The 21229-nt window shown below is 61.0% G+C and carries 21 protein-coding genes; 15 read left to right on the top strand and 6 right to left on the bottom strand.

Going from position 1 to position 21229, the window contains the following annotated elements; translation table 11 throughout:
- Positions 1-70: 70 nt before the first annotated feature.
- The 5 genes from PMI16_RS26035 to PMI16_RS18230 all read right to left on the bottom strand — a co-directional run bounded on the left by PMI16_RS26035 (position 71) and on the right by PMI16_RS18230 (position 3558).
- On the bottom strand, positions 71-256 hold the full coding sequence (locus PMI16_RS26035; protein ID WP_157212695.1) for a hypothetical protein: 186 nt from the start codon (positions 254-256) through the stop codon (positions 71-73).
- A gap of 117 nt (positions 257-373) precedes the next feature.
- Positions 374-733 carry a cupin domain-containing protein gene (locus PMI16_RS18245; protein ID WP_007882261.1) on the bottom strand — a complete coding sequence of 120 codons (360 nt, stop codon included), beginning with the start codon at positions 731-733 and terminating at the stop codon, positions 374-376.
- 70 nt (positions 734-803) lie between these two features.
- Complete coding sequence (locus PMI16_RS18240) at positions 804-1502, bottom strand: HAD-IA family hydrolase (protein WP_007882260.1); 699 nt, start codon at positions 1500-1502, stop codon at positions 804-806.
- Between the two features lie 181 nt (positions 1503-1683).
- A complete protein-coding gene (locus PMI16_RS18235; RefSeq protein WP_007882256.1) occupies positions 1684-2610 on the bottom strand; it encodes a 2-hydroxyacid dehydrogenase in 927 nt (308 codons plus the stop codon).
- A gap of 54 nt (positions 2611-2664) precedes the next feature.
- Positions 2665-3558 carry a GNAT family N-acetyltransferase gene (locus PMI16_RS18230; RefSeq protein ID WP_007882252.1) on the bottom strand — a complete coding sequence of 298 codons (894 nt, stop codon included), beginning with the start codon at positions 3556-3558 and terminating at the stop codon, positions 2665-2667.
- Between the two features lie 525 nt (positions 3559-4083).
- On the opposite strand from PMI16_RS18230, the gene PMI16_RS18225 reads away from it, so the two are divergent.
- The 9 genes from PMI16_RS18225 to PMI16_RS18185 all read left to right on the top strand — a co-directional run bounded on the left by PMI16_RS18225 (position 4084) and on the right by PMI16_RS18185 (position 14254).
- Positions 4084-4752 carry a haloacid dehalogenase type II gene (locus PMI16_RS18225; RefSeq protein ID WP_007882251.1) on the top strand — a complete coding sequence of 223 codons (669 nt, stop codon included), beginning with the start codon at positions 4084-4086 and terminating at the stop codon, positions 4750-4752.
- 123 nt (positions 4753-4875) lie between these two features.
- The gene (locus PMI16_RS18220; RefSeq protein WP_007882250.1) at positions 4876-6504 is read left to right on the top strand and encodes an ABC transporter substrate-binding protein; all 1629 of its coding nucleotides are present in this window, start codon (positions 4876-4878) and stop codon (positions 6502-6504) included.
- Positions 6505-6540: 36 nt separating this feature from the next.
- Positions 6541-7497 (top strand): ABC transporter permease, encoded by a 957-nt coding sequence (locus PMI16_RS18215; RefSeq protein ID WP_007882249.1) that lies wholly within the window; start codon positions 6541-6543, stop codon positions 7495-7497.
- Entirely contained in the window at positions 7494-8375 is an 882-nt protein-coding gene (locus tag PMI16_RS18210) for an ABC transporter permease (RefSeq protein WP_007882248.1), read from the top strand. The genes PMI16_RS18215 and PMI16_RS18210 overlap by 4 nt, the downstream gene beginning before the upstream one ends.
- 4 nt (positions 8376-8379) lie before the next feature.
- Positions 8380-10275, top strand: a complete 1896-nt coding sequence (locus PMI16_RS18205) for an ABC transporter ATP-binding protein (RefSeq protein ID WP_007882247.1) — start codon at positions 8380-8382, stop codon at positions 10273-10275.
- On the top strand, positions 10272-10604 hold the full coding sequence (locus PMI16_RS18200) for a (2Fe-2S)-binding protein (protein WP_007882246.1): 333 nt from the start codon (positions 10272-10274) through the stop codon (positions 10602-10604). Before PMI16_RS18205 ends, PMI16_RS18200 begins: the two co-directional genes overlap by 4 nt.
- Complete coding sequence (locus tag PMI16_RS18195) at positions 10586-11971, top strand: FAD/NAD(P)-dependent oxidoreductase (protein WP_007882242.1); 1386 nt, start codon at positions 10586-10588, stop codon at positions 11969-11971. The genes PMI16_RS18200 and PMI16_RS18195 overlap by 19 nt, the downstream gene beginning before the upstream one ends.
- Positions 11968-13125, top strand: a complete 1158-nt coding sequence (locus PMI16_RS18190) for an NAD(P)/FAD-dependent oxidoreductase (protein WP_007882241.1) — start codon at positions 11968-11970, stop codon at positions 13123-13125. The genes PMI16_RS18195 and PMI16_RS18190 overlap by 4 nt, the downstream gene beginning before the upstream one ends.
- A gap of 25 nt (positions 13126-13150) precedes the next feature.
- Complete coding sequence (locus PMI16_RS18185) at positions 13151-14254, top strand: NAD(P)/FAD-dependent oxidoreductase (protein ID WP_007882240.1); 1104 nt, start codon at positions 13151-13153, stop codon at positions 14252-14254.
- Between the two features lie 15 nt (positions 14255-14269).
- Here PMI16_RS18185 and PMI16_RS18180 read toward each other — a convergent pair whose 3' ends face one another.
- Positions 14270-14713, bottom strand: coding sequence for an NINE protein (locus PMI16_RS18180; RefSeq protein ID WP_007882239.1), 444 nt, complete (start codon positions 14711-14713; stop codon positions 14270-14272).
- A gap of 402 nt (positions 14714-15115) precedes the next feature.
- Between PMI16_RS18180 and PMI16_RS18175 the strand changes: the two genes are divergently transcribed.
- The 6 genes from PMI16_RS18175 to PMI16_RS18150 all read left to right on the top strand — a co-directional run bounded on the left by PMI16_RS18175 (position 15116) and on the right by PMI16_RS18150 (position 21200).
- Positions 15116-16465, top strand: coding sequence for an MFS transporter (locus PMI16_RS18175; protein WP_007882237.1), 1350 nt, complete (start codon positions 15116-15118; stop codon positions 16463-16465).
- 94 nt (positions 16466-16559) lie between these two features.
- Positions 16560-17294: a DUF4197 domain-containing protein gene (locus tag PMI16_RS18170; RefSeq protein WP_007882235.1), complete on the top strand. Its 735-nt coding sequence runs from the start codon at positions 16560-16562 to the stop codon at positions 17292-17294.
- A 469-nt stretch (positions 17295-17763) separates the two neighbouring features.
- Positions 17764-18477, top strand: a complete 714-nt coding sequence (locus tag PMI16_RS18165; protein ID WP_007882234.1) for an ABC transporter permease — start codon at positions 17764-17766, stop codon at positions 18475-18477.
- Positions 18478-18497: 20 nt separating this feature from the next.
- Positions 18498-19409, top strand: a complete 912-nt coding sequence (locus tag PMI16_RS18160) for a glycine betaine ABC transporter substrate-binding protein (RefSeq protein ID WP_443134898.1) — start codon at positions 18498-18500, stop codon at positions 19407-19409.
- 10 nt (positions 19410-19419) lie between these two features.
- The gene (locus PMI16_RS18155; RefSeq protein ID WP_007882231.1) at positions 19420-20070 is read left to right on the top strand and encodes an ABC transporter permease; all 651 of its coding nucleotides are present in this window, start codon (positions 19420-19422) and stop codon (positions 20068-20070) included.
- A complete protein-coding gene (locus PMI16_RS18150) occupies positions 20067-21200 on the top strand; it encodes an osmoprotectant ABC transporter ATP-binding protein OsmV (RefSeq protein ID WP_007882229.1) in 1134 nt (377 codons plus the stop codon). The genes PMI16_RS18155 and PMI16_RS18150 overlap by 4 nt, the downstream gene beginning before the upstream one ends.
- Positions 21201-21229 lie beyond the last annotated feature (29 nt).

Here is a 21229-nt window from a genome sequence, read left to right as displayed (position 1 = left end):
GTGACGGTATCGCCGGCTGTCTTTTCAGCTCGCCTTGTGACGCCTAGATTACAACACGGGCCGGCCTGCGTTATATAGGGAAATAGGGCTTGCCTGAACGAGAAGCTGTGTTTTGCGCGGCTGGCGACAGCATGTTCTGCTGCCTGCACAGCGCATGTGCGCGCGTACCCATTTTCGCCTTATATGAAGGCGTGCCGCACAGTTCTGATGCGTGACTCCAAAAACGGCCATGTTGCATCGCATCGTTGTTGCCCATGGCATTTTTCTGGTTGAAACACGGCGACGCCGCGCGTTGATGCAAATAAAAAAACGCGCCGGCAGGACTGCACCCGGCGCGTTTCGATGGCTGGGGCAGACACATTGCCCGCGTGGTCTATGCCGGCAGCGCCATGACGACATAGACCTTGCGCAGGGTTTCACGCACATGCCATGCACCGGTGGTGTTGGCCGGAAAAAACAGCGTATCGCCGGCGCGAAACTCCCTGGCGATACCGCCGGTAGGCGTAAAGGTGCCGGCGCCGGTCAGAATGTGCATGACTTCGGCGTTGGCCAGTTGACGTTCGAATTGGCCGGGTTCGCATTCCCAGATGCCGCTGCGGTTATCCCCCGCGCCGGCGACCTCGACTTCAATGCCGCTTAATCTGGGCAATGGCGAGGAAAGCGGACGCGCGGGCGTACCCTGGTCTTGCAGGCCGCCGATGACGGCCGATTGAGAGAGGATGGTGATGCTCATGTGGATGGTCTCGTCGAGTCGATGATGTGCTTGCTTGTGCTTACTTGTGCTTACTTGTGCTTGCTTGCGCTCACTTGCCGGCTTCGACCGCGTCGGCAAGCGCCGCCAGCGTGTGGAAGTGATAGTCGGGGACGGTGTGTTCGGATTCGATGGTGCCGCCCGAACTCTTCTTGTCGTGGCGGCGCTCGATCCAGCAGGTGGTGATGCCCAGGCTCTTGGATACGCCGATGTCATGATATTGGCTTTGCGCGACATGCAGATTGTCGGCTTGCAGATAACCCCAGGCGCCTTCAAAGCGGCCGCGCGCATAGGCGAAGTAGCGTGGATCAGGTTTTTCGCAGAGTGCGTCGTCGCAGCTCAGCAGCATGTCGAACGGCTCGCCCAGCGTCGCCGAGAAATGCTTGAGCGCCCAGCTTTGTGCATTGGTCATGGTGACCAGTTTGAAATGCTTGCGCAAACGCTGTAGCGCCGCGACCGAATCCGGAAAGGCCGGCCAGTCGGCGACCGAATCGCGCAGGCCGGTTGCCAGTGCCGCCGAATCCGGCAAGCCCAGTCCGGGAGCGATCACGTGCCAGCAGCGTTCCAGATCGTCCGGATACCAACCGGTGTTGCCGTCCGCCCGGGCGCCGCGGTAAGCCGCAAGGAATTCTTCATCGGTGATTTTGCTATCCGGTACCGCCTTGCGCAGATAGGCCAGCATGCCGCCTTCGAAGTCGATGAGCGTACCGACGACATCAAATGTGAGTACTTTAAAATTTTTCAGAGACATGTAAGTTCCAGTGATGACGGAAACACCGGGCGACGCCGCCGCGGTTGGATTGATTGGGGATGCTACCAATAAGCATAATGCGATGGCGGCAGCTCGGCTCAGCAAACTGACGCAATCCGGCGGCACAGGATGTTGTTGTTGCGCGCCGATTTGGCATTTTCTTGTGGCTCCGCGATTGGGGCTAGTAACCGCGTTGACGATCGATCAGCCCGGTCAGCGGCAGACCGGCGTGATGTCGGCGGATATTGTCGAGCACGGCATCGACCCCACCGGCCGGCTGCGTCGCGCTGGCGATATGGGGGGTGAGGGTGATGGCGGGATGCGACCAGAACGGATGATCCGGCGCCGGCGGTTCGGGCTCGCAGACATCGAGCACGGCTTGCGACAGTTGTCCGCTTTGCAGGGCTGCCAGTAAGTCCGCGTCGACCAGATGCGCGCCGCGGCCGACGTTGATCAAGGCCGCGCCCTTGGGCAACTGGTTGAACAGGCGCTGGTTCAGGATGCCGCGGGTATCGTCGGTCAGCGGCACCAGGCAGATCAGGATGTCGGTGCGTGCGAGCAAGCGCGCCAGGCCGTCGCTGCCGCTATGGCATTCCACGCCGTCCAGCGTATGGGCGGAACGGCTCCAGCCTGCACAGGGGAAACCAAAACTGCTCAGTTGCTTCAATACCGCCCGGCCCAGCACGCCCAGTCCAAGTACGCCGATGCGATTGCAGTTCATCGGTTTGACCGGCTGCGCCTGCCAGCGCCGGTCGCGCTGCTGCTGTGCATACAGGCGGCTATGCCGGTAGATGCCGAGCACGGCATGGGTGACATATTCCACCATGCCGGCGGCGATGCCGGGTTCGATCATGCGCGCCACCGGAATATGTGCGGGCAGCCTGGAAATATCGAACTGATCAATCCCGGCGCCGACTGAAAATACGATCTCGACATTGGGGAACTGGCTGAGCATGTCTTCCGGCGGCAGCCACGCGGCAAGGTAACGCACGGCGTTGCGGTCGCCGGTGTCGGGCCAGCAGTGAAATGGAATATCCGGGGCTTTTTGCGCGAATAACCGGGCCCATTCGGCGCCGCGTACCGGGTCTGCCTTGTACAGAAAACTCATGTTGCTTCCTAACTTGTTCTGGAACGCGTGGCGGCCGGCAGACTGGCTGCCGGTTTAGCCAAGCGCCTGGTTGATGAGGGAGTACAGATGGCGTTGTCGATCGCCTTGCGGGGGACTGCCTTTGCACATGGAAACGACCGTATCGACGCGGGTCAGGCCGAGGTCGCCGAGCCATTCGCTCAAGCCTGCGTGGTCGGGTACGTCGACGCGCATGAACGTGCCGCCATAGGTATTGATCCAATGGCTGATCAATGCCTTGGCATGTTCGGCATCCGGCGCCACCACCGGGCCAATGACGCGCCCGTGTCCGAAGCGACGTACCAGGGCAAAACCGAGCATGCCGCCGTCGCCGGCGATGGCAACGCCTTCGGAGACGTCCATCAGCGCCGTGATGACGGCGCTGCGATCCATGCCGCTGGCGCGCTGGTCCAGCGCCAGCAGACGCGGCGCGTCATTCGCGCCCAGCGGTCGGACACGCACGCCCGCAGGCAGCGCCATCAGAGGGGCCTGAAAGACGCTGCCTTGATGCTGATGCAATTTTCCGGTGGCGACGAAGCCGAGTTTTTCGTAAAGCGCTTGTCCCGCCGCCGTGGCATTGAGCAGCACGCTGCGGTCGCCGGCCTCGGCCAGCAGGCGTTCCATGAGCTGGCGGCCCAGTCCCAGTCCTTGCAATGCATTGGCGACGATGACCATGCCCAGCGCGGCATGGGAGTCGCCGTAGCGCCACACCAGGCCGCTGCCGGCAAGGCTTGGCGTCGTGTGGCCGGGAGTCTCGTCATCGATCACGAAACCGCTGCCCAGCGCCTCGACAAACTGCCAGTCATCCAGGCGGTGCGGCCATTTCAGCGCCAGCGTCAGGCGATGACAAGCTTCCATGTCCGCGGCGCGCATGGCGCGCAGGGAAAATTGATTGGACGGTGTGGCGGAGGGGGCTGCAGGGCTTTGCATAGACATTCCTTATTGGACGCACCGGCTGATCAAGGCAGCGGGCCGACATCCATCATGCCTTGGAATGCCACTCAGGATGAAGTCTTCGGCGGGGCATTTTCGCAATCTTATAGCGATATGCCCGGGCTTCTCGGCACAAAATAATGCAGCTTCGGCATGCGCATCGTGCTGTCATGCACGCCGGGCACGTCGCTGCGTCTCCTTGCTTCAGGAAAGAACCATTGAGGATGCCTGCCGCAATGGAAGGAAGCAGGCGGGCGTCATTCGCACCACCTTGGTGAGGTGGGGGTAAATCTGCTCTACATGCGCGCATTGCTGCACTGCTCGGCAAGCTATGCTGATTGCACTGGTCAAAACACATGTTTGTGTCTCGCGATGCCTCAAAAAAGGAATAAATGCTGCGTTTCGCTATGTTGTAATTCACTTCAGGAAATGTCTTTGCACTGCGCTACCAGGAGAACCGCCCGATTCTTTTTTCTCGCCGCCATTCAGGCGCGCGATCACTTTTTGACAGGACGATTTGCAATGAGTACTTTCAAGCCAAAATTCATTACCTTCGACTGCTACGGCACGCTGACCCGCTTTCAAATGTCGGAGACGGCGCGCACGCTGTATGCCGATCGTGTCCCGGCCGCCGACATGCCATTCTTCCTGCGTCAATTCTCGGCCTATCGCCTGGACGAAGTGCTGGATCAATGGAAACCTTACGAGCAAGTCGTCAAGAACGCCATCAAACGCACCTGTGCGCGCTGGAACATCCAAACCACCGAAGAAGAGGCCGGCAGCTTTTACAAGGCGGTGCCGGGCTGGGGCCCGCATCCCGACGTGCCGGAACCGCTGGCGCGCGTGGCCAAGGAATTTCCGCTGGTGATTTTTTCGAATGCCGCCGACGAACAGATCATGCACAACGTCGAGAAGCTCGGCGCGCCGTTTCACAAGGTCTTCACCGCGCAGCAGGCGCAAGCCTACAAGCCGCGTCTGCGCGCCTTCGAATACATGCTCGACAACCTCAACTGCAATCCCGAAGACGTGCTGCACGTGTCGTCGAGCCTGCGCTACGACCTGATGCCGGCCTCCGACATGGGCATCAAGAACAAGGTCTTCGTGGCGCGCGGTCATGAACCGTCGACGCCGCATTACGGCTATACCGAAATTTCCGACCTGGGCGGCTTGCCGGGCGTGGTCGGACTCTGAGTCCAGGTGGCTGTGATCGATATCACGTCGATCCCGGCATGCTGTACGTGCATTTCTTGAAAAATTCCGCCGGTGCGGTGGGCCGGTATTCGTCGTGGTTGAACTTCTTTGATGAGGCTTTTCATGAGTAAGCAAAAAAACGAACAAAACCCCGCAGTCGATACCATCATCGCCGGCGATGCGATCGAAGACGTTCGTGGCAGCTTTACCCGCCGCGACATGATGCGCACCGTCCTTGCCGGCAGCCTGATGGGGGCGACGACAACCAGCTTGCTTACCGTCGCCGGATCGGCACTGGCGCAAACCGCAACACCGCGCCGTGGCGGCAAGATCAAGATCGCCACGCAGTCGAGTGCGACCTCCGATACGCTGGATCCGGCCAAGAGCGCGCACTCCACCGATTACACCCGCGTGCATATGTTCTACAACGGCCTGACCACGCTGGATACCAAACTGGGGCCGCAAATGGTGCTGGCCGAAGAGATGAACACCAGCGACGCCACCTTGTGGACGGTCAAGCTGCGCAGCGGCGTTCGTTTTCATGACGGCAAGCCGCTGACGCCGGCCGACGTGGTGTTTTCGCTGATGCGTCACAAGGATCCGGCAACGGCATCCAAGGTCAAGGTCATCGCCGATCAGTTCGAGTCGATCAAGGCGAGCGGCCCGAACGAAGTGCAGATCAAGCTGGTCGGTCCCAATGCCGACTTGCCGGTGATCCTGGCCACCGCGCAATTCCTGATCATCAAGGAAGGCACCAGCAACTTCACCACCGCCAACGGCACCGGCGCATTCAAGTGCAAGGAGTTCACGCCCGGCGTGCGTACCATCGGCGTGCGCAATGATGAGTACTGGAAATCCGGCAAGCCTTATCTGGACGAAGTGGAGTTGTTCGGTATTCCGGATGAGGCCGCGCGCGTCAATGCGCTGCTGTCCGGCGACGTGCACTGGATCAACGAGGTCAATCCGCGTTCGGCGCCGCGCATCAAGTCGACCTCCGGTTTTACCGTGATGGAAACCAAGTCCGGTCTTTACACCGATCTGGTGATTCGTCAGGACGTCGCGCCCGGCAACAGCATGGACTTCACGCTCGGCATGAAGTATCTGATGGACCGCGAGCAGGTCAAGACCGCCGCCTTCCGCGGCTATGCGGTGATCGCCAACGACCAGCCGATCGATCCGACCAACCGTTTCTTCTTCGCCGGGTTGCCGCAGCGTCATTACGATCCGGACAAGGCCAAGTTCCATCTGCAAAAAGCCGGCGTCATCGGCAGCACGATTCCTTTGGTCGCCTCGGTTGCCGCCGGCGGCTCGGTCGACATGGCATTGTTATTGCAACAGTCGGCCCAGAAGATCGGCCTGAAGCTGGACGTCAAACGCCTGCCGGCGGATGGTTACTGGTCCAATCAATGGATGAAGGTGCCGCTCGGTTACGGCAACATCAATCCGCGTCCCAGCGCGGATATCCTGTTCACCCAGTTCTTCAAATCGGATGCGCAATGGAACGAGTCGGGCTGGAAGAATGCGCAGTTCGATCAATTGCTGGTCGCGGCACGCGGTCAGACCGATTTTGAAAAGCGCAAGCAGATGTATGCCGACATGCAGACGCTGGTGAGCGAAAAGGGCGGTATCGGGATTCCGGTGTTCATCATCAACCTGGAAGGCATCAGCAGCAAGATCAAGGGCGTGCAACCGATTCCGCTGGGAGCCTTCATGAATTACACCAGCGCCGAATACGTCTGGCTCGAAGCCTGATCGGCATCGGCAGCAGCCTGTCCACAAGGGATTGATATGAACGGTATGGTCGGGCGTCTTATCCTGCGCCGTCTGGCACTGGGGGTGTTGACCCTGTTTCTGGTGTCGGTCGGCGTATTTTTCATCACCAACCTGTTGCCGGGTGACGCTGCCCAGACTGCGCTGGGGCAAGCCGCCACACCGGAAACAGTGGCCGCCTTGCGCTTGCAGTTTGGCCTGGATCTGCCGGCGCCGCTGCGGTATGCCCATTGGCTCGTCAATTTGCTGTCGGGCAATCCCGGCATTTCACTGGTCAATAATTCTCCGGTGGCGCAAATGATTGCCGGCCGGCTGCCGGCGTCGTTGCTGCTTGCCGGCGTGACGGCGGCGGTATCGGTGCCGGTGGCGCTGGTGCTGGGCATCGTCTCGGCCATGTATCGCGGGTCCTTGTTCGACCGCATCGTCAATGTGACGGCGGTGTCGCTGGTGTCGGTGCCGGAATTTTTGGTGGCGACCATTGCGGTCATGGTGTTTGCCGTCAAGCTGCGCTGGCTGTCGGCGCTCTCGCATGCCTCCGACGTTGCCACTGTCGGGCAGTTCCTCAAAGCCTATGCGATGCCGGTCATGACCTTGTGCTGCGTGATCGTGGCGCAGATGTCGCGCATGACGCGCGCTGCGGTGATCGATCAGCTGCGCTCGTCGTATGTCGAAATGGCCTTGCTCAAGGGCGTCAATCCCACCCGCATCGTGTTGCGCCATGCGCTGCCGAACGCGATCGGGCCGATTGCCAATGCGGTGGCGCTGAGCCTGTCGTACCTGTTGGGCGGCGTCATTATCGTTGAAACGATTTTCAACTATCCCGGTATCGCCACGCTGATGATCGATGCGGTCACGACGCGCGACATGCCGCTGGTACAAGCCTGTTCCATGATTTTCTGCGCCGGCTATCTGTTGCTGGTGCTCGCCGCCGATGTGCTGGCCATCATCTCCAACCCAAGGCTGAGAAATCGATGAAACCCTCTCGTGAATCCTCGGCAAACGTGACTGCCGCACCGGCCATTGCGGCGAAAAAGCACGCGCGTAACGGTAATGGCCGTTCCTGGCTGAGCCTGGTTGGCCTGGCAATTGTCTTGTTCTGGCTGTCCATGGCATTGCTGGGGCCAAGCATTTCGCCTTATGACGCCGGCGCCATCGTCGATGTCGACGTATTCAGCGGCATCAGCAGGAAGTTCTGGCTTGGCACCGACTACCTGGGCCGCGACATGCTCAGCCGCATTTTGTTCGGCACGCGTTACACCATCGGACTGGCGTTGGCGGCGACCTTGCTGGCCAGTTCGGTGGGCACGGCGATTGCCTTGTTTGCGGCACTGACCGGCGGCTGGGTTGACGCGGTCATCAGCCGGGTACTGGATGCGCTGATTTCGATTCCCAGCAAAATGTTTGCGTTGCTGATGGTGGCGACCTTCGGCTCGTCGGTGTGGCTGCTGATCCTGACCGCCGCCATTACCTACATGCCCGGCGCTTACCGCATCGTGCGCTCGCTGGCGGTCAATATCCAGGCGATGGAATATGTACAGGCCGCGCGTGCCCGCGGCGAAGGCGTGTTGTATATCACCTGCGTGGAAATGCTGCCCAATATGATCGGCCCGGTCATGGCCGATCTGGGGCTGCGTTTCGTGTTCGTGGTGCTGCTGCTCAGCGGCCTGAGCTTTCTGAGTCTCGGCGTGCAGCCGCCGGATGCGGACTGGGGCTCGCTGGTACGCGAAAACATTTCCGGCCTGGGTGAAGGCGCCACGGCGGTCATCATGCCGGCGCTGGCGATTGCCATGCTGACCATCGGCGTCAATCTGCTGATCGACAATTTGCGCGGCAAACGCGCCAGGAAGGATTGAGGCCATGCATCACGGCGATAAGGATAACGGCCACACACCCGCGGCACTGGTCGAGGTGAGCGGTCTGCGGGTGGTCGCCGGCACGGATGACGGCGATGATGTCGTGATCGTCAAGGATGTCGATTTTTCGATTGCACGCGGCGAAGTGCTGGCCCTGATCGGCGAGTCCGGTTCCGGCAAGACCACCATTGCGTTGTCGTTGATGGGTTATGCACGCTCCGGCTGCCATATCACCGGCGGCCGGATCAGGATCGGCCGGCGCGAGGTGTTGTCGATGGACGAGGCGGCGCTGGAAGGCATGCGCGGTTGCGACGTGGCCTACATTGCGCAAAGTGCGGCAGCGGCCTTCAATCCTTCGCGCACCTTGATGGATCAGGTGATCGAAAGTGCGCTGAACCACAAGACCATGTCGCGTGCCGCGGCGCAAGCCAAGGCAATCGGTTTGTTCCGCGCATTGGCGTTGCCCGACCCCGAGCATATCGGCGCGCGCTATCCGCATCAGGTATCCGGCGGACAGTTGCAACGCGCCATGGCGGCGATGGCGTTGATCACGGATCCTGAACTGGTGATTCTGGACGAGCCGACCACCGCGCTGGATGTCACGACACAGATCGAAGTGCTGCGCGCCTTCAAGAATGTGGTCAAGGAAATCGGCACTACCGCCGTCTATGTTTCGCACGATCTGGCGGTGGTGGCGCAAATGGCCGATCGCATTATCGTATTGCGCGACGGCAGCGTACGCGAGGTTGGCGCTACCGCGCAAATTTTGACGGCGCCGGCCAACGCCTATACGCAAAGCCTGCTGGCGGCGGCAGCGCCGGCCGCGAGTCTGCCTGCCAATGCGGCCACCGCACCGGCGCAGCCGATCGAACAGAAAGAACCCTTGTTGCGGATTCGCGGCCTGATTGCCGGCTATGGCAGTCCGGACAGCAAGGGTTTGCCGGGCGTGCGTATCCTCGACGACATCAATTTGAAGATCGAACGCGGCACCACCATCGGCATCATTGGCGAGTCGGGCTCGGGCAAGACCACGCTGGCGCGTGCCGTGGCCGGCATGATCGCACCGGCACGCGGCAGCATTGCGCTTGACGGCGTGCCGTTGTCGCCGACGCTGGCAGGGCGCTCGCGGGAACAGTTCCGGCGCATTCAGATTGTGTTTCAAAATGCCGATACGGCGCTGAATCCGGCGCATTCCATCGGCCGCATCCTGAGCCGTCCGCTGGCTTTCTATCATGGCCTGTCGGGCGAGGCGATGCGCAAGCGCACGGCAGAGTTGCTGGATCTGGTGCAACTGCCTGCCGACGTGGCAAACCGCCTGCCCGGCGAGCTCTCCGGCGGCCAGAAGCAACGCGCCAATCTGGCGCGCGCGCTGGCGGCCAAACCGGATCTGATCCTGTGCGATGAAGTGACCTCGGCGCTAGACACGGTGGTGGCCGCCGCGATCCTGGAGTTGCTGGCCGAGTTGCGCCGCGAGCTGAACGTCTCCTATATGTTCATCAGCCACGATATCAGCACCGTGCGCGCGATCTGCGATGACATCGTGGTGCTGTACGCCGGCCGCATGGTGGCCAACCGCCCGCGCGAAGCGATGATGGCGCCGCCGTATCATCCGTATTCGCACTTGCTGTTGTCGTCGGTGCCGGCGTTGCGTCAGGGTTGGCTGGAACAAGTCTGCGGCCGTACTCCGGATGACTTGCCGCCGATCGGCGAGGTAAGCGCCTCGGCGGACATCTGCGCGTTCCTGGCGCGCTGCCCGATGCGCATCGACGGCGTCTGCAATACCGTGCCGCCGCGTCGCCGCAATATGGAGCATGGGGGCGAGATTCTGTGCCATCGTTCCGATGCCGATCTGCAACGCATGCAACTGCCGCTGGTGCCGGTAGAAGGAGTGACGGTATGAGTGACGGTATGAGTGCAGGGACAACATCGCGTTTCGTCCGGCTGGGCGAGACCGGCCGCACCGCGGTTGATTTCTTCATCGACGGTCGCCGGGTATCCGCCCTACAGGGAGATACCTTGCTGACGGCCATGTTGCAGTACGGCGATCATGTGCGTCGCTCCGAGTTCGGGGGCGAAAAACGCGCCGGATTTTGCATGATGGGCGCCTGCCAGGATTGCTGGGTATGGACCGCCGACGGCGGTCGCTTGCGCGCCTGCTCGACCGAAGTGCTTGAAGGCATGGCGGTTTCTACCAATGCACCGGAGTCGACATGGCCCAACCTCGCGTAGTCATCATCGGCGCCGGCCCGGCCGGGGTGCGCTGCGCCGAAGCTTTTGTGGCGGCGGGGCTGAAGCCGACCGTCATCGACGAAGGCCGTCGTGACGGCGGGCAGATCTATCGGCGCCAACCGGCTAATTTCTCGCGTTCCTACGCCACGCTGTACGGCACCGAAGCCGGCCGTGCCGAAGCACTGCATGCAAGTTTCGACAGACTGCACGGCCGAGTGGATTATCTGCCGCAGACGCTGGCCTGGAATATCAGCGAAGGCCGCGTGCATCTGATGCATCACGACGGCGCGCCGCGTGCCTCCAGCGTGGCCTATGACATCCTGGTGCTCTGCACCGGCGCCACCGACCGGCTGATGCCGACCCCGGGCTGGGAATATGCCGGAACCTATACCTTGGGCGCGGCGCAGGTTGCGCTGAAATCGCAGGCCGTTGCGATCGGGCGCCGGATCGTATTTCTCGGCAGCGGCCCCTTGCTGTATCTGGTGGCCAGCCAATATATCAAGGCGGGGGCGCAGGTTGCCGCGGTGCTGGATACTTCGGCGTTGGCGCTGCAATGGCGCGCCTTGCCGAAATTGTGCGCGCGGCCGGGCTTGCTGTGGAAAGGGATGTTGCTGCTCAGGGCGATTCGTCGTGCCGGGGTGCCGATCGTGCGTGGGGTGACGCCGATACAGATTACGGGCGACGCTGAGAACGGCGTACAGGGCGTGCGCTACCGCACCGCCGCCGGGACGGAACATCAGCTTGCCTGCGATACGGTTGCCATGGGCTACCACTTGCGTGCAGAAACCCAACTGGCGGATCTGGCGCGTTGCGCATTCGGTTTCGATGCCGCCTCGCGCCAGTGGTTGCCGCAGATTGACGAGCAAGGCCGCAGTTCGGTGGCGGGCGTGTATCTGGCCGGCGACGGCGTGCGCATACGCGGTGCCGACGCTGCCGAGAATGCCGGGCGGCTGGCGGCATTGGCGGCGCTGGCGGATCACGGCTACGCAGCGGCGCCACGGCAAACAGAGCAATTGCTGCGGCAGCAGTTGCCGATGGAAGATTTTCGGCTCGGCTTGCAGCAGGCGTTTCCGTGGCCTGCGGGGCAGGCTGCGGCATTGCCCGATACCGCCGTGATTTGCCGATGCGAAGGCATCAGCGCCGGCGAGCTGCGTGCCGTCGTCAACCTCAACGGCGCGCGTGAAGCCAATCGCGCCAAAGCCTTCAGCCGGGTCGGCATGGGGCGTTGCCAGGGGCGCTACTGCGGTCATGCAGGCGCTGAAGTGATTGCCGCTGCGCTCGGTTGTCCGATTGCCGAGGTCGGGCGCTTGCGCACGCAGGCGCCCGTCAAGCCGCTGGCATTCAACGTCGTCGAGGAGCCGCAATGAGCGCCCGCGCTTTTCAGGCCGATGTCATTATTGTCGGTGGCGGCATCATGGGCAGCGCCGCCGCCTTTTTCCTGCGCCGTCGCGGACGTTCGGTGATCTTGCTGGAGCGCGGGCTGCTGGGGCAGCAGGCCAGCGGCACCAATTTCGGCAATGTGCGTCGACAAGGCCGGGCCTTGCTGCAATTGCCCTTGGCCAATCGTTCGCTGGCGATCTGGCGCAATTTGCCGGAACTGATCGGCGAGGATGTGGAGTTCCTGCCGTCCGGCCATATGCGGATTTGCTATGGGACGGAACGACTGGCGATGTTCGAAGACTACGCCCGCAAGGCCCGCGATTACGATCTGGAGCTGGAGTTGTTCAGCGGCGCCAGATTGCGCGAGCGCTTTCCCTTTCTGGGGCCGGAAGTTGGCGGCGCCTCTTATTCCGCGCTGGATGGACATGCCAATCCGCGTTTGGCGGCGCCGGCATTCGGGCGCGCGGCGGCACGCGCCGGCGCGCAGGTTTTTGAGCATACCGAAGTGAGCACGGTGGAAAAGGACGGCGTCGATTTTCTTGCCACGGCGACCGATGGTCGCATGTTTCGCGCCCCGGCCTTGCTGATTACCGCCGGCGCCTGGGCCAACAAGCTGAGCACGCAGTTCGGCGAAGCGGTCGATCTGGTGGCGCACGGCCCGCAAATGGGCGTGACCGAACCCGTGCCGTACGGCCTCAAGACCGTGGTGGGGGTGTCGGCGCCGACCGATCTGGAAACGCTGTATTTTCGTCAGATCCCGCGCGGCAACATCATCTTTGGCGGTGGTCAGCGCGGTCCGGCCTATCCGGATCTCCAACGTGCTTATGTCCGGCCGGAAAATACATTGAACCAGTTACGCCAACTGCAACGCATCGCGCCTGCTTTGCGCCGGCTCAATGTGATCCGGGTCTGGTCCGGGATAGAAAGTTATCTGCCGGACGATTTGCCCATCATGGGCGCCAGCGCCCGCGTGGCCGGATTGCATTACGCCTTCGGGTTTTGCGGTGCGGGATTCCAGCTCGGGCCGGGCGTCGGCGATGTCATGGCGGAGTTGATCGCCACCGGCAGCACCTCGACGCCGATTGCGCCATTTTCCATCGGTCGGTTTGTGCAGCCGGAAGCGCTGGCCGTCACTGTCTGAACAATCTTATTTTCAGAGAACAGTCATGCCTCATATCGTCATCGTCGGGGCCGGCATTGTCGGCCTTTCCATCGCCCGCGACGCGCTCAAGCGCGGTCACCAGGTCACGATTCTGGAGCAAAGCAGCGTACCGAATCCGCACAGCGCCTCGTTCGATTCGCATCGCATGATCCGTTATCACTACGGCGCCTTCGGCGGTTACACACGCATGGTGACGCCGGCATTCGATGCCTGGGAGCGGGTCTGGAGCGATCTGGGCCATGCGCATTTCGAAAACACCGGGGCGGTTGCCATCAGTCTGGAACCCAACGACTATGGCGAGAAAACGCTCAACACATTTCGCGAGGTAGGGCAAGAACACGAGGTGCATGACCGTGCTGCAATGGAAGCCTTGTGTCCGCATCTGGAGTTGCCGGCCCATGCCTGGGGCGTCACGGGCGGTCGCGGCGGTCCTTTGTTTGCCGGCCGGATTGTCACTGAGTTGGCGCAATGGGTGCTTGAGCACGGCGCTGTCATCCGGGCGCATTGCAAAGTCGATGCCGTCGATCTGGAGCGCGGCGTGGCCACACTGGCCGATGGCGGCGAAGTCGCCGGCGATTTGCTGGTAGTCGCAGCGGGCGCCTGGATTTCACGCTTGCTGCAGGAACGGTTCGGCAACAGCCCGACCTTCCGACAGGGACTTTGCTACGTTGATCCTCCTGCCACCTATGTGGAAAGCTGGCGGCAGTCGCCGGCGATTGTCGCGATCGGCGACCATGGCGGCTACACCTTGCCGGATCGCCGCGGCGCCGGCCTCAAATTCGGCCATGGCGGTCATCGCAAGCCGGCCAAGCCGGAAGAGCAGGGCTTCGGTTCCGATCTGGCAGCGGAAAGCGCCATCATTCTCGGCGCATTCAAGCCCTATCTCAAAGAACCTGAAGGCTATAAACCGACCCGCATTCAAGTCGGTTTTTATGAGATGGACAGTTCGCGCCGTTTCAATCTCGAGACGCACAGTCACGGCATCGTCGTCACCAATTGCGATGGTCAGATGTTCAAATTCGGTCCGTTGTTGGGCGAGCGCATCATGGGCATGTTCGAAGGTCGGCAAAGCGCCGCCGATCTGCGCAGATGGGCGGCCGGTTATTGATGGCGAAAGCGTTGTTCAGGAGGACAAGCCGGCGGCGTGATTGCGTTCGGAGATCTGCGTGTTGAGTGTCCAGAAGTCGTACAGCACGCCGATGCCGAACACGCCGAAGGTGAGGAGCCAGAGGATGCCGCTCAGCCATTTGCCCATGTACATGCGATGGATGCCGAAGAAACCGAGGAAGGTCAGCAGCAGCCACGCCACCGAATAATTGATGTCGCCGCCGTTGAAGCGCAGGTCGGCCTGCTTGTCCATGCCGGGAATCAGGAACAGGTCGACGAACCAGCCGATGCCGAACAGGCCGAATGTGAAGAACCAGATCGTGCCGGTGACGGGTTTGCCGTAATAAAACCGGTGCGCGCCGGTAAAGCCGAAGATCCACAGCAGGTAGCCGATGGTCTTGCTGTGCGTGTCGTGGGCAAGGAGGCCGGGACTGGTGTTGGCGTCTGAACTCATATTCATGCAGTTTCCTCATAGTGGGATTGAAGGGAAGAACAGGCCGATGGCATGGCGATTGTACCGAGCTTATGCGCCGCAGTCTGCCTGCTTCCGCTTCTTTGCGGAGGGGTATAACGTTCATGGTTCCTGCGGATGCGCTCATGCGCTGCGGCCCTGAAAACATGATGCGGCGTATGAGGCGATGCCGGCGATGCATCGGCGAGTTGTCGGCAAAATTTCCTGTCCGCAACGCCAAATCCGCAAGTGGTGTAAACTGGTCAGACCTTAGAAGGCTGTCAGAAGCAAGGCCGGTAGCACCGAAGCAGCAACCAGGCCCGCCGAAACAACCCGAACCCTTTCCAGTCGTACCGCATCAACGTGTCTCCCTCGCTTATCGTTCCGCTTATTGTCGGCTGTGCATTGTTCATGGAAAACATGGACGTCACCGTCATCGCCACTTCCTTGCCAGCGCTGGCGCGCGACCTTGGACAGGATCCCATCACTCTGAAACTTGCCCTGACCTCGTATGTGGTCAGCCTGGGCGTGTTCATTCCTATTTCGGGCTGGGTGGCGGACAAGGTCGGCGCCAAGACGATTTTCCGCTCGGCGATGATCACCTTCATGGCCGGTTCCATCCTGTGCGCCTTGTCCAACACCTTGTTCACCTTCGTGGCCGCGCGCTTTTTGCAAGGCATCGGCGGCGCGATGATGGTGCCGGTGGGGCGCATCATCATCGTCCGTTCGGTATCCAAGGCCGAGCTGGTCAAGGCGATCAGCTACCTGACGCTGCCGTCGCTGCTGGGGCCGGTGATCGGGCCGCCGCTGGGCGGTTTCATCACGACCTATTTCCACTGGCGCTGGATCTTCCTGATCAATATCCCGATGTGCATCCTCGGCCTGTATCTGGCCGGCCGCTATATCGAGAACTTCCGCGAACCCGATGCCGCGCCGCTCGACATGAAAGGCTTCTTGCTGACGGCCTGTGGCGGCGGGGTGGCGATGCTGGGCTTTTCGCTGATCGGCAATCATCTGATACCGCAAGAGTGGCCGATCGTCATGTGCGTGGCCGGCTCGATTGCGCTGTATTTTTACTTCCGCCATGCGATGCGCGTCGAACATCCCTTGCTCGACTTGCGCCTGCTGAAGATACCCACGCTGCGCGCCAGCGTGCTGGGCGGATCGCTGTTTCGCGTTGGCTTGGGCGCAGTGCCTTTCCTGTTGCCGCTGGCCTTGCAGGAAGGGCTGGGCCTCAATCCGTTCGAAGCCGGCACGATCACTTGCGCTTCCGCATTCGGCGCCATGTTCATGAAGGCGCTGGCGTCGACGGTGCTGCGCCGCTACGGCTTCCGCACGGTGCTGATGTTCAATGCGGTGTTCGCCGGGATGGCGATTGCGTCGTACGGTTTGTTCTCCTCACACACGCCGTATCTGGTGATGCTGCTGTCGGTGCTGCTGGGCGGCTTCTTCCCGTCGCTGCAATTCACCTGCCTCAATTCGATTGCCTATGCGGACATCAGCAATCGCGATGCCGGGCGTGCGACCAGCCTGGCCAGCGTGGTGCAGCAATTGTCGCTGGGCATGGGCGTGACGATTGCCGGCCTGGTGCTGCAGATTTCCAATTACGTGCAGGGCCACGCGACGATCGTCGAAGCGGACTTCTGGCCGGCTTTCCTGGTGGTGGGATTGTTCTCTGTGGCGTCGGTGCCGGTGACCCGGCGTTTGCCGCACAATGCGGGGCGCGAGCTGACGCACGGTAAAGCCGCGACCAGCAAGTAGACAGCAAGTAGAGCGCTAATAAATCGATATTCCCCGATGGTCGCGGCGGCAGGGCGCGTATTATGATGGCACGGTCATTTCTTACGGAGTTTCCATGCATCGCATTCGCCCATCTTCTAAGTCTTCTTTCCATTCGTCTTTCAAATCGGTCAAACACGCTTCCATCGCTGCCGGCCTGGTCCTGTGCAGTACGCTGGCGTTCGCCTTCTCGCTGTCCGACATCAGCAACCAGGATGCCACCAGCGGGCTGAAAGCGGCGCTGGAGAAGGGCGCCGACGTCGCCGTCTCCAAGCTCGGCGTCGAGAACGGTTTCCTCAACAACGACAAGGTCAAGATTCAGTTGCCGGGGCCTCTGCAGCAAGCGATGCCCTTGCTGAAGATGACCGGGCAGGGACAGAAGCTGGACGACCTGGTGGTGTCGATGAACCGCGCCGCCGAGTCCGCCGTGCCGCTCGCCAAGCCTTTGTTGCTCAATGCCGTCAAGTCGATGTCGGTGACGGATGCGAAGAATATCCTCTCCGGCGGCGATACGTCCGTGACGGATTTCTTCCGCCAGAAAACTTCCGCGCCGCTGGGTGAAAAATTCCTTCCCATCGTCAAGAAGATCACCGACAAAAACGGCCTCTCGGCCAAATACAACGCGACGATGGGGCAGGTTTCCAAAACCGGCCTGGTGTCGGGTGAGCAAGCTACCGTCGAAGGCTACGTCACGCAACGCTCGCTCGACGGTTTGTTCTTCATGATCGGCGAAGAAGAAAAAGCCATTCGCCGCGACCCGGTCGGCGCCGGCAGCGCCATCATCGGCAAGGTGTTTGGTGCATTGAAATAGCGTTCCAAGGCCTTTCGGCGCCGGGAGGATTTGAGTTGATTCCGGGCGTAAAAATTACCTTGCAACAATGAAAACCGGCTTTAAAGCCGGTTTTTTTACGTCTACAGATTCGGCAGTTATGACTCCCTGAAATGTCATGCCTGGACTTCATTAAGCAATTCGGTTATAGTGATGTCTGTCCCAGCGACAAATCTTGTTCAACTACTAAGTAATTCCTGACCCGTCTACGGGTTGTCTCGTTCTCCGGCGTGCTGTTTTTCCTTGCAGGCCGGGATGCATAAATCGTCGATCGCGCAGCTTTTGTTTCACTGCCGTCGATTTCAGCGCCGCTTCTTGCGGCATCGGTTCGTATCCAAACGATCTGCCCCGCGGGGGCAAGCGAACCACGAAAAATAGTCAAACGCGCTGTCGCGGTTTCGGTATCGGCATTCCATCGATCTCGACCATGGCGGCCACACAGGGGGTAACCATGACGCGATGTTTCCGCAACGTCATCGGTGGCGCAGCCGTTTCCGTGCTCGTCATCGCCGGCCTGATCCAATGGATCGGCATGGACGTGATCATTCAATACCGCAGCGATCTGATCTACTACACCGGCAAGCATTTGCAGCTGGTGGCGTGGTCGATGCTGCTGGCGACGGCAGTCGGCATTCCGGCCGGCATTCTGCTCAGCAGACCGTCGGTGGCGCGCCGCGCCGAGTATTTCATCCAGATCTTCAACATCGGCAACACGATTCCGTCGATTGCCGTCCTTGCGCTGGCGCTGGCGTTTTTCGGCATCGGCAACTGGCCGACCATCATCGCGTTGTGGCTGGCGTCGCTGCTGCCCATCGTGCGCAATACCTTCGAAGGCTTGAAGAACGTGCCGGCAGCCATGCGCGAAGCCGCCAAAGGCATCGGCATGAAGCCTTACCAGGTGCTGTTGCGCGTGGAGCTGCCGAACGCCTTGCCGATCATCGTCGGGGGCATTCGCACGGCGCTGGTGATCAACGTCGGCACCGCGCCGCTGTCGATGCTGATCGGTGGCGAGAGCCTGGGCGGTCTGATCTTCCCCGGCATCTATCTGAACAACCACGGTCAGCTGTTGCTGGGCGCCGCCGCCACGGCCTTGCTGGCCTTGCTGCTGGACGGGATGGTCAGCCTGCTGAGCAACTGGTATCTGTCGCGCCGCGGCCTGGCATGACAATCAAGGGGAACCGCATCATGAAAAAAACATATTTCACCCACGCCTTCAGCGCACTGGCATTGACGCTGGGCATGCTGACGACGGCGTCCTCGCAGGCTGCCGATCTGGTGGTCGGCGGCAAGAACTTCACCGAACAACTGATCCTGTCGCAGATGACCGCGCAATACCTGCGCGCCAAAGGCTACGACGTCGATCTCAAGAACGGCCTCGGCTCGACGCTCATGCGCAAGGCGCAGGAAAGCAATCAGCTCGACATCGTCTGGGAATATACCGGCACCTCGCTGATCGTCTACAACCACGTCGATGAAAAACTCGATGCCGAAGCAACCTACGAGCGCGTCAAAGCGCTCGACAAGAAGATCGGCCTGATCTGGCTCAACGAGTCCGCGCTCAACAATACCTATGCGTTCGCCATGCCGCAAAAGCTGGCCGACGCGCAGGGCATCAATACGCTGGAAGATCTCGCCCAGCACATCACGCAAGAGCAGCAGGCCGGCGGCAAGCCGCACCTGATGGGCGTCGATTATGAATTTGCGTCGCGTCCCGACGGTCTCGATCCGATGCAAAAACTGTACGGTTTTCAGCTTGACCGCAGCGAGGTCAAGCAGATGGATCCGGGTCTGGTCTATACCGCCTTGCGTAACGAGCAGCTCTATGTCGGCTTGACGTATTCATCGGATGGTCGCATCAAGGGCTTCCATCTCAAGCTGCTGGAAGACAACAAGGGTTACTTCGCTGCGTACAAGGCAACGCCGGTGGTGCGCCAGGAAGTGCTGGAGCAGAATCCGGAACTGGCCGAGCAGCTTAACGCGCTGTCCGCCGCCATCGACACCGAAAAGATGACCGAGATGAACAAGCGCGTCGACATCGACCAGGAGCCCGTGGGCAAGGTCGTCACCGAATTCCTGCAGCAGCAGGGTCTGATCTGAGGAGCCGGCCATGAACCTGATCCAATACCTCGCCGGCGACTGGCACAACATCCTCAACCTGACGCTGCAGCATCTGAAACTGGTCGGCATCGCCGTCAGTCTCGCCATCGTCATCGGCGTGCCGCTGGGCATTGCGATCACGCGGCATCGCTGGCTGGCGACGCCACTGCTCGGCCTCGCCACGGTGGTGCTGACCTTGCCGTCGATCGCCTTGTTCGGTTTGATGATTCCGGTGTTCTCGCAATTCGGCGCCGGCATCGGGCCCTTGCCTGCGATCACGGCAGTGTTTTTGTACTCGCTGTTGCCGATCATGCGCAACACCTTCCTGGCGCTCGACAACATCGACAGTAGCATCCAGGAAGCCGGTATCGGCATCGGCATGACCTTCTGGCAGCGTTTGCGCATGGTGGACCTGCCGCTGGCGGTGCCGGTGATCCTGGGCGGCGTGCGTACTGCCGTGGTGATGAACATCGGCGTGATGGCGATTGCCGCCGTGATCGGCGCGGGTGGGCTGGGCGTGCTGATCCTGCATGCGATCAGCCAGAGCAATATGCAAAAACTGGTTGTGGGCGCCGTGCTCATCAGCGTGCTGGCGATTGTCGCCGACGTGCTGCTGCAAGGCCTGCAACGACTTCTGACACCGAAAGGACTGCAAAAATGATAGAACTCGACCAACTCAGCAAAACCTACACGCAAAAAGACGGCGCGCCGGTCAAGGCCGTCGATTCCGTCAGCCTGAAAGTGGCCGAAGGCGAGATCTGCGTCTTCCTCGGTCCGTCCGGATGCGGCAAGACCACGACCCTGAAAATGATCAACCGGCTGATCAAGCCGACGTCTGGCCGCGTGCTGCTGAACGGCGAAGACACGACCGGCATCGATGAGGTCAGCCTGCGTCGCCACATCGGTTACGTGATCCAGCAGATCGGCCTGTTCCCGAACATGACCATCGAAGAAAACATCACCATCGTGCCGCGCCTGCTCGGTTGGGACAAGAAGCGTTGCCGCGAGCGCGCGACCGAATTGATGGCGATGGTGGCGCTGGATCCGGCGAAATTCCTGAAGCGTTATCCGCGCGAACTGTCGGGCGGCCAGCAGCAGCGTATCGGCGTGATCCGCGCGTTGGCGGCGGATGCACCGGTGCTGTTGATGGATGAACCGTTCGGCGCGGTTGATCCGATCAACCGCGAATCGATTCAGAACGAGTTTTTCCAGATGCAGCGCCAGCTCAACAAGACGGTGATCATGGTCAGCCATGACATCGACGAAGCAATCAAGCTGGGCGATCAGGTGGCGATTTTTCGCGCCGGCAAGCTGGTGCAGTTCGATCATCCGGACACCTTGCTGGCGCGTCCCAAGGATGATTTCGTCAGCGCTTTCGTGGGTCAGGATCACACCCTGAAGCGCTTGCTGCTGGTGCGCGCAGGCGACGCCGCAACGACGCCTGCGACGGCGCGTCCGGGCTTGCCGCTGACGGACGCGATGACGCTGATGGACGATCAGGATGCGCGATATCTGACCATCACCGACAGCGACAATCGCGCGCTCGGTTACGTCAGCCGTCGCGACATTCGCGGTGTGCAAGGGGTGAGCGGCGACAAGGTCAAGCCGTTCACGCTCAATGCGACGCCGGACGAGAATTTGCGCGTGGTGCTGTCGAAGATGTACAAGCACAGCGCGAGCTGGATGCCGGTCATCGATGCGGAGGGGATGTATCTGGGAGAGGTGACGCAGGATTCGATTGCCGACTATCTCAGTTCCGGCAAATCGCGCGGGCAGAAATTGGCTGCCTGATCAGCCGTTCAGTTAAGTCGATTACCATC

The sequence above is a fragment of the Herbaspirillum sp. CF444 genome (genome assembly GCF_000282135.1).
Taxonomy (GTDB): domain Bacteria; phylum Pseudomonadota; class Gammaproteobacteria; order Burkholderiales; family Burkholderiaceae_D; genus Herbaspirillum.
The sequence above is the reverse complement of the archived record's forward strand: the minus strand, read 5'-3'. Positions and strand labels throughout refer to the sequence as shown.

Excerpts from the sequence above, each read along its gene's own strand:
- PMI16_RS26035 (WP_157212695.1), bottom strand. The coding sequence starts at position 256 with ATGGGCAACAACGATGCGATGCAACATGGCCGTTTTTGGAGTCACGCA.
- PMI16_RS18245 (WP_007882261.1), bottom strand. The coding sequence starts at position 733 with ATGAGCATCACCATCCTCTCTCAATCGGCCGTCATCGGCGGCCTGCAA.
- PMI16_RS18240 (WP_007882260.1), bottom strand. The coding sequence starts at position 1,502 with ATGTCTCTGAAAAATTTTAAAGTACTCACATTTGATGTCGTCGGTACG.
- PMI16_RS18235 (WP_007882256.1), bottom strand. The coding sequence starts at position 2,610 with ATGAGTTTTCTGTACAAGGCAGACCCGGTACGCGGCGCCGAATGGGCC.
- PMI16_RS18230 (WP_007882252.1), bottom strand. The coding sequence starts at position 3,558 with ATGCAAAGCCCTGCAGCCCCCTCCGCCACACCGTCCAATCAATTTTCC.
- PMI16_RS18225 (WP_007882251.1), top strand. The coding sequence starts at position 4,084 with ATGAGTACTTTCAAGCCAAAATTCATTACCTTCGACTGCTACGGCACG.
- PMI16_RS18220 (WP_007882250.1), top strand. The coding sequence starts at position 4,876 with ATGAGTAAGCAAAAAAACGAACAAAACCCCGCAGTCGATACCATCATC.
- PMI16_RS18215 (WP_007882249.1), top strand. The coding sequence starts at position 6,541 with ATGAACGGTATGGTCGGGCGTCTTATCCTGCGCCGTCTGGCACTGGGG.
- PMI16_RS18210 (WP_007882248.1), top strand. The coding sequence starts at position 7,494 with ATGAAACCCTCTCGTGAATCCTCGGCAAACGTGACTGCCGCACCGGCC.
- PMI16_RS18205 (WP_007882247.1), top strand. The coding sequence starts at position 8,380 with ATGCATCACGGCGATAAGGATAACGGCCACACACCCGCGGCACTGGTC.
- PMI16_RS18200 (WP_007882246.1), top strand. The coding sequence starts at position 10,272 with ATGAGTGACGGTATGAGTGCAGGGACAACATCGCGTTTCGTCCGGCTG.
- PMI16_RS18195 (WP_007882242.1), top strand. The coding sequence starts at position 10,586 with ATGGCCCAACCTCGCGTAGTCATCATCGGCGCCGGCCCGGCCGGGGTG.
- PMI16_RS18190 (WP_007882241.1), top strand. The coding sequence starts at position 11,968 with ATGAGCGCCCGCGCTTTTCAGGCCGATGTCATTATTGTCGGTGGCGGC.
- PMI16_RS18185 (WP_007882240.1), top strand. The coding sequence starts at position 13,151 with ATGCCTCATATCGTCATCGTCGGGGCCGGCATTGTCGGCCTTTCCATC.
- PMI16_RS18180 (WP_007882239.1), bottom strand. The coding sequence starts at position 14,713 with ATGAATATGAGTTCAGACGCCAACACCAGTCCCGGCCTCCTTGCCCAC.
- PMI16_RS18175 (WP_007882237.1), top strand. The coding sequence starts at position 15,116 with ATGGAAAACATGGACGTCACCGTCATCGCCACTTCCTTGCCAGCGCTG.
- PMI16_RS18170 (WP_007882235.1), top strand. The coding sequence starts at position 16,560 with ATGCATCGCATTCGCCCATCTTCTAAGTCTTCTTTCCATTCGTCTTTC.
- PMI16_RS18165 (WP_007882234.1), top strand. The coding sequence starts at position 17,764 with ATGACGCGATGTTTCCGCAACGTCATCGGTGGCGCAGCCGTTTCCGTG.
- PMI16_RS18160 (WP_443134898.1), top strand. The coding sequence starts at position 18,498 with ATGAAAAAAACATATTTCACCCACGCCTTCAGCGCACTGGCATTGACG.
- PMI16_RS18155 (WP_007882231.1), top strand. The coding sequence starts at position 19,420 with ATGAACCTGATCCAATACCTCGCCGGCGACTGGCACAACATCCTCAAC.
- PMI16_RS18150 (WP_007882229.1), top strand. The coding sequence starts at position 20,067 with ATGATAGAACTCGACCAACTCAGCAAAACCTACACGCAAAAAGACGGC.